The organism is Secundilactobacillus silagei JCM 19001 (genome assembly GCF_002217945.1).
In the GTDB taxonomy this organism is placed as follows: Bacteria; Bacillota; Bacilli; order Lactobacillales; family Lactobacillaceae; genus Secundilactobacillus; species Secundilactobacillus silagei.
On the sequence record NZ_BCMG01000001.1, the window covers coordinates 157054 to 173469 of the forward strand.

Sequence of the window (16416 nt, forward strand, 5' to 3'; positions counted from 1 at the left end):
TACCTCATTTCAAATTAGAGTTATCTATCATAATATCACGAAGTCTATAAGTGGGGAAGTTCTAGCCAGCTATTCGCTAACGATAAGGTGTAAGTGATCTTCTGGTTACCGCGGACGGTCATGCCAAAATCAGTCGCGTAAACGATCAGCGCCAGTTGGTGACCGGCTGTCAACTGATAATGGGTCGGCTGTAATTCCAATGTGATGGGGTAAGTCACGCCTGGCTTAACGGTGTCGACTTGCGTTAATGAAGTCCGGTTTTGCAGGTTCATGTGAGCTTTGGAAATCAGTTGGTAGGGCGTGGCCTTTTTCGCTAATTGGAATTCACGTAAGTCTTCTTTTCGATAATGGTAACCCAGCACCATGGCTTGTCTGGCTAAAGTGGTTGGCAGTGGGTTTAGCCGTTTGAAGCTGCCGAGATCAACTAATTCCGTACTGATAAGCCCAATTGGCTGATTGGAAGCCACGCTTAAATGCAATTTGGCGCAGCCGTCGATCACCAGTGTGTCAGTTTGAGCGGGTGCCTGGAAGATTTGTCGGTGACCAGCCAGCGGTGACTGAGATTTGACCAAATCTTGCTGCCACTGAGCGTTATTTTTGGCGTATTGCTGGAAGTTCGAATCGTCTAGCTGATCATCAAATTGAACCGTTTCTTGACTAGTGGTTTCAGTGGAAAGTCCCTTGGTGGTCAGATTATAGTGGGCGGTCGGGTTAGAAGTAGCGCCCCAATCGGGATAGGCCTGCCAAGATTCGATCTGGGTGTTATTTTGAATCAAAACGTCCGGTAAGATTTTTTCAGCGTGATTATCCAGATCGTACAGTTCATGAGATAACCAGAGGTTCACCATGTCGGTAAAGTCCAGTGAACGGAAATTGTTAATGTAGATGTGGGGGCCTTGGTGCAAGATAATTTTATGGTTAATGGGTAGACCACTGATTGCCCGCCACAATTTTTCGGCGTTACGGGGTTTGACGTTCCAGTCGTTGAGTCCGTGTACGATCATGACGTCTGCTTTAATGTTTTTGGCGTTTTTACGGTAGTTCCGCACATCCCAAAAATCGTTGTAGTTACCGGTATCACGATCTTGACCAGTTTTAATAGCAGCTAATTGACGCTGCCATTTTTGCTCTACACGACTGTAATCGCCGGCTTGCTGCTGGCGGGAGAAGGTTTCTTCAGCCAGCACGTCAGCGTCTTCACCTGGGAAACCGCCGGGAGCAATCACTAAGCCGTTTTCCCGGTAGTAATCGTACCAGCTGGAAATTCCGGCCTCACAAATGATGGTCTTGAGCCCATCCACACCGGTTGTAGCCGCAGCGGTAGCGAGCGTGCCCAAATATGATCTGCCGGTCATGGCCACGTGGTGATTGGACCAGTTGGCGTCAATGGCAATGTTAGCAGTGCGGTTGGTGAAGGCCGTCCGTTTCCCGTTTAACCATTCGATGATGGCTATCGTGGAAGTCGTTTCTTCGGGGTCACCGGTAGTACGCAGCCCGTCCGATTCCTTGGTACCAATGCCAGCAGCGTAGACCACGGCGAAACCGCGGGCCAGAAAATAGTCGTTAAGACTGTAATCAAACGAGTTGCCAAAAATTTCGTCCGCCTGATCAGTATGACCGTTGACGACTCTGGGGTCGGGCAACTGTACTGGTTGTTTGGAAGTATCGCTAAGCGTGCTGGCCGTGACGGGCTTTTCGGTTAACGGGACGTTGACGTTGTGCGTCAAAGCATCGCCAGCAGCATCATTGGTGCCCTGATTATACGGTGAAGCGGTGTACAGTACAGGCACTGGTTGAAGATTAGATTCAGCTGGCCGCGTGATTTCCACCTTTAACAGGTCCAATAAACCGTCATGGTCACTATCCTGAGATGATTCAACGTAGACCACTTCGTGAATCAGCTGCGTGGTGTCAAAGACCGGCTGAGCCTTGCCGTTGAAGAACAGTGGCTGGGGTAATTTGACGCTGGCCTGCAACCGGTGATAATAACCGCGGCTGGCCAGCTGATCCAGAAAAGTTTGACCAGTGGTGGTGTGGGTGATGAGCAGCTGGTACCAGGCGTGCAGCAGATCCGCATTGTTCAGACTGTCATGGTCGAACTTGGGCAGGTTCACATTGGCCGCCATTTTTTCTGGGGCATCCAGTTGAAAGTCTTGACCGGCTTCAAAGCCTAGTAATTGTAAATATAGATTGAGGATATGTAACGGCTGAATATCAGCACTGATCTCAGTTAACGACCGGGCATCCAACTGTTGGGCTGCCAGTAAGTTAGCCAGTTTACCGTCAGCAGCTTCCGTACTGGTGACTTCCGGGAAACTTTGCTGCAGCAGCCGGTGCAAGAACCGGTGCGACGTCAGCTGTAAATCGGCCTGACTGATAAAATGAATGGCGAGTAATTCCTTCTTTTCATCAGCCAAGGTCATCGGTGCAATTGCGAATTGATTGATCTTCATTTAATAAAACCTCCTGCGGTCGAGTAATGGCTTTATTATAACGCAAGGCGGTTCCCATAAGCCGAGCTGATAGCCAGAAACGTTTGGGCCATGATACACTAGTAGTAAATTGTTGCAGGACACAAATAGAAAGGAACGGTTATTTGAATTATATCGGCGGAATTGCCCTGATATTGTTTGCGACCACTATTGCGGGGGCCTTAAGTCAGCGCATCGGAATTCCCAGCGTGATCGGCCAATTACTGGTGGGGATTGTGCTGGGACCCGCTTTGCTGAACTGGATCAGGCCCAGTGAGTTACTGTCCGCTGGGGCTGAAATCGGCGTGATCATTTTGATGTTTATGGCGGGGCTGGAAAGTGATTTGAAACTGCTCAAGAAGTACTTTAAACCGGCGATCAGTGTGGCCACGCTAGGGGTGATCTTACCCATGGTCTGCTTTTATATTTACGGGGTGCTCATGCATCAAAGTTTCGAGCGCGCGATTTTCTGGGGTGTCGTTTTTGCGGCCACTTCGGTGTCGATTTCAGTGGAAGTTTTGCGCGAATTCGGTAAATTAAATACTAAGGAGGGGGCTACTGTTCTTGGGGCTGCCGTGGTTGACGACATTATGGCGGTGCTGATTCTAAGTATCTTCGTCAGTATGTTTTCCGGTGGCAGTAGCAGTCAGCCTAACCTAGTGTTAAGCATTGCGGAACAGCTTGCTTATTTCGTGATGGTCTACGTGGTCATTCGCTGGATGGCACCGTTTTTGATCCGACTATTCGAACATTTGCCGGTGCCGCAAGCTGTCCCAATCATGTCACTGATTATTTGTCTGGGAATGGCTTATCTAGCTGATCTGACCGGGTTAAGTGCTGTGATCGGCGCGTTTTTTGCGGGGATCGCGGTGGCTCAGACCCATGCCAAAGAAGAGGTTGAAACGAATATCAGCCCCATTGGCTACGCCTTTTTCGTGCCCATCTTCTTTGTCAGCATCGGGCTGGAAATGCGTTTTGACCATTTCTGGAGCAACCTGTTACTGATTATTGGAATGACCATCGTGGCGGTGTTATCCAAACTGATCGGTGGCGGCTTAGGTGCCCGACTACTGGGATTTAGCTTTAACAGCGCCTACGTGGTGGGGGCCGGTATGGTCTCCCGTGGCGAAATGGCGCTGATCATCGCTCAGATTGGTTATCAGGCCAAATTACTAGCACCGGAACTCTATTCCGAACTGATCGTGGTCATCATCTTAAGCACGGTGATCGCGCCACTATTACTGAAACACGCCATTGCCCGGCTGGAATAACGGTTAGATTAGATACTAAAAGCCACAGAAATCTTTTGGGATTTCTGTGGCCTTTTAAAATTATTTAGCGTCCGGCTGGTTTAACCGGCTATGGTGCATCCCATAGCTAAAGTAAAGGATCAGGCCCAATAAGAACCAGATGCTGGAAGCAATCCAGGTTTCGGCCTGCAGCTGGGTCAGCATGAACATGCATAAGAACCCTGAAACGATTGGCAGTACCGGGTACCATGGAACTTGGAAGCCATGGCTGTTTTCAATTTCCTTGTTGTGCCGAAGGGGAATGATCCCAAAGGAAACAAACAGGAAGGCAATTAAGGTCCCAATGTTGACCAGGTTGGTCAGTTGATCCAGAGGCACGAAGCCACCCATGATCGCAATGATCAGGGTAATGGTCCGCAGACTGTTGATCGGGTTACCATGAGCATCGATCTTACCCAAGAACTTAGGTAGCAAACCATCGCGGCCAATGGAATAGATCAGCCGTGAGGAACTGTAGATCATCGTGACCATCATCGTAAACATCCCGGCTAAAGCGCCTAGCGAGATGATCCCAGCAGCCCAGTTTTGGTGAACGACTTGCAGGGCGAAGGACACCGGATCGGCCACGTTGAGTTTCGTGTAGCTGATCATCCCGGTCAACACGATGGCAACTAACACGTAAAGCAAGGTGGCAATGATCAAGGTGCCAATGATTCCAATTGGCATATTGCGTTTGGCGTTTTTAACTTCCGCTGCTGAAGAAGAAACGGCGTCAAAACCAAGGTAAGCGAAGAAGACCGCTGAAGAACCGGCTAACACCCCGTGAACCCCAAAGGGCATGAACGGATGCCAGTTACCCGGCTTGATGAAGAACGCTCCAACGACCACGAACAGTAAAATAATGGCAATTTTAACAAAAACAATGATGTTGTTTAGCCGAACGGAAGTTTTCATCCCGTGAGCTAACAGTGATGAAATGATTAACACGATGATAATAGCGATCCAGTTGCCGTAGGATCCGTGAGCGATATCTAATGGTCCCACAATGGCTGCCGGAACGTTAATTCCGAAGCCAGACATGAAGGATTTAAAGTAAGCGCCCCAAGCACTGGAAACGGCCGCAACGGCTAGCACGTATTCCAAGATCAGCGCCCAGCCAAGGATCCAGCCGATGATTTCTCCGTAGACTAAGTTGCCATAGGAATAGGCACTGCCGGCAACTGGCAGGGCTGAAGCAAATTCGGCGTAGCACATGGCAGCAGTTGAGCAGACCACGGCCGCCAGAACAAAGGACAAAATAATGCCGGGACCGGCTTTAGTCGCGGCAACGGTACCGGGGAGAATAAAGATCCCAGTCCCAATGACGGCACCGATTCCCAGTGCAATCAAATCGACCGCGGACATGGTTTTGACAAATTTCTTGTCCGTTTCCAGATAGCGGTCGACTTTTTCTCGACGAAATAACCGTGAAACTAATGATGACATATGGGTTCCTCCAAAAATAAATAATTAAAGATTGAAAAGAATTTTAAATCTATTCTAACCATATTGACCCTTAAAAGCAATTCGAGGCGGTAAGGCCAAAGTGAACCTTGACGATTTTTTTGAAAATTTTAGCCAAAACTGGCTTTTCGGAGTTTGCTTGCCCCCCCGATTAGGCTAAAATAAGGGGTATCAACAATTTCGGGAGGACTGATTTAAAATGACAACAGAAGTAGCCAGCGGCGCAGTGGTTTATCGGGTTTTAAAGGGACAGCCAGAGTATCTACTATTGAAGAGTGCAACCAGTGACTTTTGGGGTTTTCCTAAGGGGCACGTTGAAGGTGATGAGAAGCTGGATGAAACAGCGATCCGCGAAATTCGCGAAGAAACGCAGCTTCACGTGACCATCGACACCAACTACCATGATGAATTAAAGTATGAACTGCCCAACGGCAATCATAAGGAAGTTCACCTGTTTATCAGTGAAGTTCCGGTTGATGTTAAGGTGACTAAACAAGACATTGAGATCAGTGATTACGGCTGGTTTAACGAGACCGAAGCAGTTGAGCGATTAACCTATGATAATTTAAAACAATTAATGAAACGGGCACATCAGTATATCGTGGCTAAGATCGCAGCTAAATAATGGGGGAAAACATGAAACACGTCATTGTCATTACGGGTGCAACGGGAACCGGTAAAACAACGGTCAGTACCTACTTAAAAACTAAATATCAAATTCCACGGATCATTACCCATACCACCCGGCCCATGCGACCCGGTGAAAAAGATGGCGTGGACTACTATTTTGAGTCTGACGCCAGTTTCAGTAAGAACCATTATTTAGAATCAGTGACCTATGCGGGCTATCAGTATGGCTCATCGTATGAGGGACTGGAGCGGGCCTTTGAAAAGTCAGATCTGGTCAGCATTGTGCTTGATACGAAGGGCGCTGAAACCTATGTGCATGAACTTAAGCAGCAGGCTTTCATTCTTTTCTTGACGGTAGGGAAGTCAGTGATCTTACACGAACGGTTAAGGGACCGCGGCGACCAGTTAGAAATGATCCAGTCGCGAATCAAAAGCAAGGAATACAGCCGTGATCTTACCCTGCCGGCGACTTTGAAACAGGTCGCTACGGTAATTCAAAATGACGATTGGAATCAGACACAAGACAAACTGACAGCCATTGTGACCGGCTTGCAGGCACCCTCTTTGTAAAACGTGATGGACATATGTGTCATTGTGCATGTATTTGTGATACACTGTCTTAAGCGTAATCATTATTATTTAAGATGGAAGTTACTCTCAAAGAGGTGTCCAGACATGCAAACTGAACTTACACAGGCGTTATCAGAACTAAAAAAGAATCATTTAAAGGTCACTAAACAGCGTAAAGCGCTGTTAGGCTGTTTACTTCAAAACCAAGATCACTACCATGACGTGACCCTCGTTGATGAGTACATGAGAAAGCAGTTCCCAGGGATGAGTCATAATACGATCTACCGCAACATTAAGGAATTTGAAGAAGTTGGTATGGTGGAACAGCAGGTTCAAGGCGATCGCGCACGGGTCAAATACCAGTGTGATTTTCGGCACCTTCACCACCATCACTTTATTTGCCAAAATTGCGGTAAGGTTACAGAACTGAAAGAATGCCCAATGGACGTTTTTGAGGCGCAATTGCCAGGTTACGACATTGTCGGCCATCGAATCGAACTCTATGGGATTTGTCCGGATTGTCAAAAATTACTCGCAAAGTCATGATCTGTAAACAAACCTTATTTAATATTTAAGGTTTGTTTTGTTGTTTATTAATAATAATTTGAGATACTAATATTATAAGAAAAGTCGTTTTTAAGGGAGGAATGAAACATGGCATATCGCACACCACCATTTATAACCCCGTTTGCAATCGTTTCGATTGCGATTGCGTTGGGTGCGACCAACGTGGTGGTTAACTCAGTCAGTCATTCTAATGAAGGCAAGCCAACGAGTGCCCAAATCGTTTCAAATAGTGCCGTCTCAGGTTCTATGAAGCAGTCATCTGATTCTGATAGTAAATCTTCAGACAAAAAGGATTCCAGCAGTGACAGTTCCAAGAAAAAGGATTCCAGTTCACAGGACAGTAGCGACACGCAAGACGAAAATAGCTCAAGTACGAGTACGCCAGAAACTGGAACGAGCAGCGCTAATCAAACCAGTACGCGTTCTAAGAAATCTGGTAGTAAAACCACTGAAAACACCGGTAATACTGGTAATACTGAGCGGAAGACAACGGGTTCTAAGTCAACAACGAAGACGCCGCAAACCAATAATACCAACAATGCGAATACGACCAATAATGCGCAGACCAATAATGATTCAGGCGGGACTGGTGACACTAATAACGCGGGTGACACTGGCAATGCCAATCAAACATCAGGGCAATAAGGAGGGGACACCACTTGTTTAGTTTCTTAGATATGATCAATCACTACCTGGGATATGTAAACCTAAACGTTAAGCTGAAGAACCGAATCTACACCATTCTTGGCGTTTTGGGTGTTATCTACTTGCTGTACGTGTCAGTTCGTTGGATTAAAAACGGGTTCGGTCTACGTGGCAGTTTGATTCTGTTAGTTGCCATTATCTTGGCCTATTTTTCAGTGATGAACGTTTTTTACTACTTCACTAAAAAGAAGGCGCCACTGGATATCTCGCCCAAAATTGAAAAAGTACTGGGAAAGACGCTGGGCGGCAACGTTGAAGAGGCCGAAGAGACCAAGCAATCAGGTCGTGAACGACGCGGCAATGACCTGTTAAACGGGGCTAACATTCCGGCTAACGGTTACTTTGACAGTAAGAAGATCTTACCTGGTAAAGTAGCGGTTAATTCAGAACAGAGCGCTAATATTTCCCAACTGGCTAATCAGCTGCAGCAGATGAACCTCATGACCCCTAACTACGGTGGATTAGGGTCACGGGAACTGGCTCAGCAGATCACTCAAAATAAAAAGCCCGTCTACGCGATCGGCTTAGGGGTAAACATCCCCTACTTTGAGCTGCAGCAAGATGGGCAGCAAATGATCGTGTACGCTGGCATGAATCAGGCCCAAAAGCAGCCGATGGGTAAAATTACCACGGTTGGATTGCAGCCAATCGCGGATGTCTACGATAAAGTGAAGCTTTATCTGGCGAACGTGATTTTAGTTGGTGGACCATACATGGTGATGGGCCGCAATGAACCGATTGAAAAGCAAGCACCATACACCATTCGGGTTCAGTTAGCCTATGAACGAGAAGCTCGGGCACACGCTGAGCAACCTGGCGAACGCACCGCGGCTCAGCCAAGTACTGCTCGGCCAACGTTAACGACTAGGGAACCAGCTTCAAGAATGAAACGGTACCACTAAAAAACAATGGATCATGCAAACGGGTTCCCAGACTAGGGGACCCGTTTTTGTCTGTCTTAAGCAGTGGTCTGGTACAGGTTATCTATTTTAAGTTCTAATGAAAGTCCCATAATTATAAAATGAATATTTTGAAATAAATGAATATTTTTCCGGCCGATGAAAAAATTAATGCGTTTAAATAAGCGTGATTTAGCAGTATTTTGGTGGCTATACAAGCCGATATGACGGACTTTAAGCGGTTACGTGCTTTGACCAATGAGTGAATATGGTTTAATATTTATAGTGAGTTAAAATTAGAAGTGTATGAAATTAAACTGGGTATTTCGGTGCTTCAGACATACACTTTCAACCAAGCGCAACTCAAGCGAAACTAATAGCTAATGATTTCCAGCCATTAAAGCGAGCGGGCTGTATGCCTCTGTCGGATCCATGCAGCTTGTTCGCTTATCTCGTTGTAGATTATTTTAGCCATTAGTCGCTATTTTCATAAGGCGGAGGGGAAAAAAATGTCAATGATTGAATTTCACAATGTTCAAAAGTATTACGGCGACTTTCATGCGCTGCATGATATTAACCTAACCATTGATGCTGGTGAAACTGTGGTGCTGATTGGCCCATCTGGTTCTGGTAAATCAACGCTGATTCGAACGGTAAACGGGTTGGAGCGGATTCAAGAAGGCCAGTTGATCGTCAACGGCCAAGATCTAGCTAACCGCAAAACGGACATGAACCGGATTCGAAAGAATGTCGGGATGGTGTTCCAACACTTTAATCTCTATGCGAATAAAACGATTTTGGAAAACATTATGCTGGCACCGCGACTGGTTTTGAAACGACCAGAAGAAGAAAATAAAAAGATTGCCATGGATATGCTGGACCGGGTTGGTCTGGCTGATCAGGCACCTAAGATGCCAGCACAGCTTTCTGGTGGGCAGCAGCAACGAATCGCCATTGCCCGCTCACTAGCCATGCGGCCCAAAGCACTCCTGTTTGATGAACCAACCAGTGCGCTGGATCCGGAAATGATCGATGATGTGCTCAACGTTATGAAAGACATTGCTCGTGATTCTTCCATGACCATGTTAGTGGTGACCCACGAAATGGGCTTCGCTCGTGAAGTGGCTAACCGGGTCGTCTTCATGGCGGATGGCCATATTCTGGAAGATGACAGTAAAGAGAAGTTCTTTGATGGGCAGCCAAGTAACGAACGTGCGCGTCAATTCTTAAGCAAGATTATCACTCATTAAAAGTCAGGAGATGTGAGCATGAAGAAACTATTCCGATTGGTCAGCGTTATTGTCTCTAGTCTTGCTTTACTGCTAGTGCTTACTGCCTGCGGGTCAAAACCGCTGGCGGATCAAAACGTGGTGACACGTGCTAAGCAGAGCAACACGATTACTTGGGGTGTTAAAGCTGATACGAAACTGTTTGGTTTAATGGACGTTAAAAATAGTCAGATCAAGGGTTTTGAAGTTGATATGGCAAAGGCGCTCACTAAACAAATTTTAGGACCCAAAGGGAAAGCGGATTTTGTCCAAGTTACCAGTTCAACTCGGATGCCGTTACTTAAAAACGGGAATATTGATGCCATTATGGCGACCATGACGATTACCCCAGAGCGGTTAAAGCAGGTCGATTTTTCACGATCATACTTTGACGCTGGTCAATCATTGTTAGTTAAAAATGGCAGTCCGATCAAAAACGTGAAGGATTTGAATAAAAACGGTGCTACCGTTCTTGGTGTGGTTGGTTCTAACTCGGTTCAAAACGTTGCCAAGTTTGCGCCAAAAGCGAAGGTGCTGCAGCTTTCCGATTACGCGCAAGCCATGACGGCCTTGAAATCAGGTCAAGGTGAAGCCTTAACCACTGATAATGGTATCTTAGCCGGGATGTCAGTTGAAAATCCCGGTTATCATCTAGCCGGTGGGGCCTTCACCAAGGAACCATACGGGATCGCCATCAATAAAAACCAGCCTGAGTTTAAGCATGATCTCAATCACGCTTTGACCAAGGTTGAACAAAGCGGTCAGTACAACCGGATTTTGAAGAAGTGGTTTGGGAACGTACCTGGGTTAAACTATAAGGAGATGGAACGATGATAGCTATCTTTCATAATTATGGCAGTCTATTGCTCCAAGGATTCGGTCAAACCTTATTATGTAGCGTGATCGCGCTGGTCTTTAGTTTGATTATTGGATCAATGTTTGCCATCTTCGAAACGACACCGATTAAGGCTTTACGGGTCATTGCCCGAATCTATATTGAAGTTTTCCGAAACATTCCCTTGCTGGTTATTACGATGTTCTTCTTCGTGGTCATTCCCATGTTTATCACGAAGATCAACGGGTTTACTGCTGGGACGATCGGTTTAACCATTTATACCTCAGCCTTCATTGCTGAAACGGTTCGTTCTGGGATTCAGTCAGTGGATCCCGGACAAATGGAAGGGGCTCGTGCCAACGGGCTATCGTTCTGGCAAGCCATGCGCTACATTGTGCTGCCACAAGCCTTTCGTTACGTGATTCCACCACTGGGTAACCAGTTCATTAACTTAGTTAAAAATTCATCAGTCCTCGCCTTCGTGGCTGGGTTTGATCTGATGTATCAAGGTAACGTCATCGCGTCAGATTCCTTAAATACCATGAGCACTTATATCTGTATTGGGATCTTATACCTGATCATTACGCTGCCGCTGAGTTACTGGATGCGGTATCTTGAAAAGAAGTTAGCCTAGGGGGTGCAGTCATGAAAGACTTTCTCGATGCGTATTCGTGGATCAATATCCATTATTTGTTACAGGGCCTTTGGATCACAGTGGCTGTGTCCGTGGTCTCGATTATTGGCAGTTACATTTTAGGTTCCATTTTAGGCATCATCCGTTACGTGAATATCAAGGTCGTCTCACCAGTGATTGGGCTGTTTATCGATATTATTCGTAATCTGCCATTACTGCTGATCATCTTCTTCACTTACTTTGGCCTGCCAAACCTCGGTTTTCGGCCAAGCAGTGTTTGGGCGACCATCTTTGCCATGACGATCTTTGAATCAACGATGATTGCTGAAATCGTCCGGTCAGGGATCGTGGCCGTTGATCCTGGCCAAATGGAAGGTGCCCGGGCTAATGGCTTGACGTATGGCCAGGCACTGTATCACATCATCTTGCCACAAGCGATGAAAAAGATGATTCCGGCGCTGGTCAGTCAATTTATTTCCTTGATCAAGGATACGTCACTGGCCACCATCATTGTGCTGCCAGATCTGATGCATAACGCGCAGATCGTTTACGGTCAAAATTCAACCTACATTTTGCCGATGTTCTTAATGATCGCGATTATGTACTTTATTGTTTGCTACGCCTTATCAGTGCTGTCACGTTCGCTGGAACGGCGAATGGGTTAGCGGTTCTGATTCTGGTATAAAAAAATAGAAGTCAATTCTCCTTAACAGGGAAACTGACTTCTATTTTTTGTCTATTTTAAGATTTTACTGTTCCAAAACGTATTTTTCAAATCGTTGATAATCGACGCTAGTGACTTCGGCTTCGATCTTGGTACCGTTAGCGAGGTAGTCAGTTGATTTAACGCTGGCATGCTCGTTTAAGTACGACACGATGTCGCCTTTTTCAAACGGAATCAAGAAAGTGGCGGTCACGTAGTTCTTGAAGACCTTTTCTCTGATCACTTGAACCAAGAGGTCGATTGAAGCGGGATCCTTGGCGGAAACTACGAGTTCATCACCAGCTCGAGAAGGATAGTCCTGGTCAGTCAGATCAGCCTTGTTGTAAACGGTGATCATTGGCAGGTCCGGTACCCCAATTTCCGCTAAGGTTTGTTTGGTCGTAGACATCATATCGATCCGGTTAGGACTGGAATAATCGACGACTTGGACTAACAAATCGGCGTTGGCAGCTTCGTACAGAGTGGACTTGAAAGCTTCGATTAAAGTCGTTGGTAACTGGGAGACAAACCCAACCGTATCGCTGAGCAGCAGCTTCTTAGCGTCGTCGAACTGCAGTTGACGAACGCTGGTATCCAAGGTGGCGAAAAGCATGTTCTTCACCATGACTTGTTTGTCCTCGTTCATACCGTAACGTTTGACCAATTCATTCATGATGGTTGATTTACCAGCATTAGTGTAGCCAATTAACGCCACGTTAGGCAGTTGAATGCGTTCGCGTTGCTGACGCTTGACCGCGGCGGATTTGTCGACGTCTTTTAGTTCATGTCTGACATGGTTGATTTGCCGCTGAATCGTCCGGCGGTTTAATTCAACTTGTGCTTCACCAGCACCACGGTTGGTGAAGCCACCACCAGAACTGGTCCCGGTTTGTTGATCCAAACGCTGGTTCATCGCGGTGTGCAGCCGCGGCATTTGATACTGCAGCTTGGCCAGTTGAACCTGCAGTTTAGCTTCACGGGATTGCGCCCGGTTAGCGAAAATAGCGAGGATTAAACCGGTTCGGTCCATCACTGGGACCTTGACGATCTTTTCGAGGTTTCTGATTTGGCTAGGGGTTAATTCGTCGTTTGCGACGACAATTTCAGCCCCTGTATCCACGACAATGTCACGGAGTTCTTCAACTTTACCAGTTCCAAAATAGGTTCCGGCAATTGGCTGACTGAGATTTTGTACGGTGGTTTCTACCACGTTCATGTTATTAGCTTCTGACAAAGCCTTTAATTCTTCCATGGCATAATCAAAGTTATAGCGTCCTGTATTAAGGCCAATGTTTACGACCGGCACAAGTTCGCTGTTATCCATGTTGTCACCATCCTTAGTGTTTAGCCCCAGTATAACATAGTCCCGCCGGATAGAGCGGGGAGGTAGCGGGGCCTAATGGCTTTAGACAATTGTATTTAAGCCAGCGGCAGTTTACAATAATGAGCAGGTTTATTCATCTTTGAGCCGGGGGATTAAATAAAGAAACGGTTCCTGAAACGAAAAGTTATTCTAATTAACGAAAATATATGCAGATTTTGTGACAAACAATCCCGAACTTAGCTGAGTTAGACGGCTAAGATGATAAAATTACATTGATTTTAATCCTTTTCTAATATACAATTTACTACAAGAATTCTTTCATACTTGTTATTAAACGTTTGTCTGGAAACTTGGGGAGTGAAATAACGATGAGGTTGAGTCAAATTTTAGCATTAGGCACTGTTTCGGGCGCTGCGTTGCTATTATTAACCGCTTGTGGTGCTCAAAATAATCGGCATTTAGCTCGCAGCCAAACGCTGCACTGGGTGGAAAGTGCTGATCTGCCGACCATGGATCCTTCAAAATCCACGGATGTTGTCAGTGGTGATGCCCTGCATAACGTTGATGAAGGTCTACTAAGAATTGGCCAGGGGTCGCGCTTACGACCAGGTGTTGCGAAATCGTATCGGGTGTCAAAAGATGGTAAGACCTGGACCTTTGATCTGCGGCACTCTAAATGGAGTAATGGCAGTCCGGTGACCGCCGCCGACTTTGTCTATGGCTGGCGTCGAACCGTTAAACCAAGCACCGCGTCGCAGTTTGCTTATCTCTACGATCACGTTAAAAACTACGCCACAATCAATAAGGGTAAGCGGGCACCCGCTAAATTGGGTGTCAAAGCGCATGGTCCGTATCAGCTGGTCGTGACGTTATCGCGTCCCCAGAGTTACTTTAAATACCTCGTTGCTTCCCAAGCCTTTTTGCCGCAGAATCGGCAGGTCGTTGAAAAATACGGGTCCAAATTTGCCACCAACTCTCGCGATGCGGTGTACAACGGACCGTTTAGACTGACCGGCTGGCAGGGAACCAATGATGACTGGACGTTAAAGAAAAATCGCCAGTATTGGGATGCGGGCCAGACGAAGCTTCAGGCAGTCAAGGTTCAGGTCATTAAGGACCAGGGCACTTGGCTCAGTCAGTATCAAAGCGGCAAGGTTGATGAATTGATGACTGATGGGACCCAGTACCGTCAGTTAAAGAACTCACCTGAAATGCACATCCGCGATTCAGCTTCAATGTTTTACTTGGAGTTTAATCAACGGCAGGGGTTCTTTAAAAATAACGTTGATGCCAGAAAGGCCATCGCGTTAGCGATCAATAAACCATCGTTAACCCAAAATATTTTGGCCGATGGGTCACAGGCACCCAAGGGCCTAGTGCCTACTCGACTGGCGAAAAAGGGCAGCACTGATTTTGCGGATGACGCGTACGTGAAATCAGGGACGACTTATAATCTGCGGCAGGCCCGGCGCCTTTGGAAAAAAGCGCTGCGACGATCTGGTCGATCCAGCATCACGCTGAATTTACTGGCAGATGATACACCGGGCGGTAAGAAGACGGTTGAGTTTATTCAAAGTCAGATGGCTAAATTGCCGGGTTTAAGATTAACCACGACCAACGTGCCGTTTAACGTTCGGCTAAACCGGTCCACTACTGGGGACTTCAATATGGTTGTGAGTGCCTGGATCGCCGACTTCCCCGATGCCGTTTCATTTAGTTCGCTGTTTACTTCCCATAATGCCTATAATCGTGGGCACTGGCAGAATAAGGATTATGATGCGGATGTGAAAAACGCTGAGGGTAAGGACGCCAATGATCCGGATGCGCGCTGGCATGATTTGGTAAGTGCCGAGAAGACCTTGATGCAGCAACAAGGGGTCGTGCCGCTTTATCAGCGCAACCAAGCGCAGATGCTAAAGCCTTACGTGCATGGTGTGCAGTACTTCCCAACGGGCGCGCAATGGGACTTTAGCCGGGCCTATATTTCTGATCACCAGTAAAGGCTTACCGGATAAGTGAGTGAGTTGTGCAAATGAAGCTTGACGTGATGTCATGCCAAGCTGTTACATATTTAAACCGTGTCATTAGTGTTAACTAGTAAGTAGAATGAGAGGTATTTTCATGGCGAAATATTTATTAAAGCGGATTTTTTATCTGCTGTTAACCTTATTCATCGTCATCACCGTGACGTTTTTTCTGATGAAGTTATTGCCTGGGACACCACTGCAAAACCAGCAAAAACTATCCCCTTCAGAACAGCACCTGATCTTGAAGCAGTATGGGTTAACTAAACCGATTTGGCAGCAATATTTGACCTACGTTGGCGGGGTGCTCCATGGTAACTTTGGGACGTCCTTCCAGTTCAGTGATCAGCCGGTCTCTTACTTGATCTCAAGTCGGATCGGACCGTCACTTTTGTTAGGGACTCAAGCAATGATTTTAGGGGTTGTTCCCGGGATCTTAGTGGGTGCCTTAGGTGCTATTAAGAAGAACACCTGGGTCGATACCACGACCACGATCGTTTCCATTCTCGGAATTTCGATCCCCAGTTTCGTGCTGGCGGTCTTATTGCAGTACTTCATTGGACTGAAATTACACCTGCTGCCAATTGCTGATTGGGGCGGGTTCGCCTACACCGTTTTGCCAACCATTGCGCTGGCCGCGTCGCCGTTCGCGGATACGGCGCGGTTTACGCGAACGGAAATGGTGGATGTGTTAAATTCTGACTACATTGAACTGGCTCGCGCTAAGGGGCTGAGTAAGTGGGGCGTGATCTATCACCATGCCTTGCGAAATAGTTTAATTCCAGTCGTCACCATCATTGGTCCATTGGCCGTTAACATCATGACCGGGTCCATGGTGATTGAAAACATCTTCTCCATTCCAGGGATTGGGGAACAATTCGTCAAGTCGATCTTGACCAACGATTATCCAACTATCATGGCCGTTACCATCGTGTATAGCGTCATGCTGATGGTCGTTCTACTGATTACCGATATCGTTTACGGCATTATCGATCCACGAATTCGAATTTCTGGTAAGAGCAATTAATTAGGA

General features: G+C 46.7%; 15 protein-coding genes. 12 read left to right on the forward strand and 3 right to left on the reverse strand.

Annotated features, from left to right (window positions below; all coding sequences use genetic code 11):
- Nucleotides 1-44: 44 nt before the first annotated feature.
- Nucleotides 45-2453 (reverse strand): Xaa-Pro dipeptidyl-peptidase, encoded by a 2409-nt coding sequence (locus CES79_RS00765; protein ID WP_089136025.1) that lies wholly within the window; start codon nucleotides 2451-2453, stop codon nucleotides 45-47.
- Between the two features lie 143 nt (nucleotides 2454-2596).
- Between CES79_RS00765 and CES79_RS00770 the strand changes: the two genes are divergently transcribed.
- Complete coding sequence (locus CES79_RS00770) at nucleotides 2597-3742, forward strand: cation:proton antiporter (RefSeq protein ID WP_089136026.1); 1146 nt, start codon at nucleotides 2597-2599, stop codon at nucleotides 3740-3742.
- Nucleotides 3743-3802: 60 nt separating this feature from the next.
- Here the strand turns inward: CES79_RS00770 and CES79_RS00775 are convergent, their stop codons facing one another.
- Complete coding sequence (locus tag CES79_RS00775) at nucleotides 3803-5206, reverse strand: amino acid permease (RefSeq protein WP_054653742.1); 1404 nt, start codon at nucleotides 5204-5206, stop codon at nucleotides 3803-3805.
- A gap of 217 nt (nucleotides 5207-5423) precedes the next feature.
- On the opposite strand from CES79_RS00775, the gene CES79_RS00780 reads away from it, so the two are divergent.
- The 9 genes from CES79_RS00780 to CES79_RS00820 all read left to right on the forward strand — a co-directional run bounded on the left by CES79_RS00780 (nucleotide 5424) and on the right by CES79_RS00820 (nucleotide 11997).
- A complete protein-coding gene (locus tag CES79_RS00780) occupies nucleotides 5424-5849 on the forward strand; it encodes a bis(5'-nucleosyl)-tetraphosphatase (RefSeq protein ID WP_054653744.1) in 426 nt (141 codons plus the stop codon).
- An 11-nt stretch (nucleotides 5850-5860) separates the two neighbouring features.
- Nucleotides 5861-6424 (forward strand): nucleoside/nucleotide kinase family protein, encoded by a 564-nt coding sequence (locus CES79_RS00785; protein ID WP_170173490.1) that lies wholly within the window; start codon nucleotides 5861-5863, stop codon nucleotides 6422-6424.
- A 105-nt stretch (nucleotides 6425-6529) separates the two neighbouring features.
- Nucleotides 6530-6970 carry a Fur family transcriptional regulator gene (locus CES79_RS00790; protein WP_089136027.1) on the forward strand — a complete coding sequence of 147 codons (441 nt, stop codon included), beginning with the start codon at nucleotides 6530-6532 and terminating at the stop codon, nucleotides 6968-6970.
- Nucleotides 6971-7078: 108 nt separating this feature from the next.
- On the forward strand, nucleotides 7079-7636 hold the full coding sequence (locus CES79_RS00795) for a hypothetical protein (RefSeq protein ID WP_054653750.1): 558 nt from the start codon (nucleotides 7079-7081) through the stop codon (nucleotides 7634-7636).
- Between the two features lie 14 nt (nucleotides 7637-7650).
- The gene (locus tag CES79_RS00800; RefSeq protein ID WP_191983062.1) at nucleotides 7651-8598 is read left to right on the forward strand and encodes a DUF6681 family protein; all 948 of its coding nucleotides are present in this window, start codon (nucleotides 7651-7653) and stop codon (nucleotides 8596-8598) included.
- A 506-nt stretch (nucleotides 8599-9104) separates the two neighbouring features.
- Complete coding sequence (locus CES79_RS00805; RefSeq protein ID WP_089136028.1) at nucleotides 9105-9845, forward strand: amino acid ABC transporter ATP-binding protein; 741 nt, start codon at nucleotides 9105-9107, stop codon at nucleotides 9843-9845.
- 18 nt (nucleotides 9846-9863) lie between these two features.
- Complete coding sequence (locus CES79_RS00810) at nucleotides 9864-10697, forward strand: transporter substrate-binding domain-containing protein (RefSeq protein WP_054653754.1); 834 nt, start codon at nucleotides 9864-9866, stop codon at nucleotides 10695-10697.
- Nucleotides 10694-11332, forward strand: coding sequence for an amino acid ABC transporter permease (locus tag CES79_RS00815; RefSeq protein WP_054653756.1), 639 nt, complete (start codon nucleotides 10694-10696; stop codon nucleotides 11330-11332). The genes CES79_RS00810 and CES79_RS00815 overlap by 4 nt, the downstream gene beginning before the upstream one ends.
- Nucleotides 11333-11343: 11 nt before the next feature.
- On the forward strand, nucleotides 11344-11997 hold the full coding sequence (locus tag CES79_RS00820; RefSeq protein ID WP_054653757.1) for an amino acid ABC transporter permease: 654 nt from the start codon (nucleotides 11344-11346) through the stop codon (nucleotides 11995-11997).
- Nucleotides 11998-12081: 84 nt separating this feature from the next.
- Here CES79_RS00820 and hflX read toward each other — a convergent pair whose 3' ends face one another.
- Entirely contained in the window at nucleotides 12082-13359 is a 1278-nt protein-coding gene (gene hflX, locus CES79_RS00825; protein WP_054653759.1) for a GTPase HflX, read from the reverse strand.
- A 368-nt stretch (nucleotides 13360-13727) separates the two neighbouring features.
- Here hflX and CES79_RS00830 point away from each other — a divergent pair, with 368 nt between their 5' ends.
- Nucleotides 13728-15359: a peptide ABC transporter substrate-binding protein gene (locus CES79_RS00830; RefSeq protein WP_089136029.1), complete on the forward strand. Its 1632-nt coding sequence runs from the start codon at nucleotides 13728-13730 to the stop codon at nucleotides 15357-15359.
- Between the two features lie 121 nt (nucleotides 15360-15480).
- A complete protein-coding gene (gene opp3b, locus CES79_RS00835) occupies nucleotides 15481-16410 on the forward strand; it encodes an oligopeptide ABC transporter permease (RefSeq protein ID WP_089136030.1) in 930 nt (309 codons plus the stop codon).
- Nucleotides 16411-16416 lie beyond the last annotated feature (6 nt).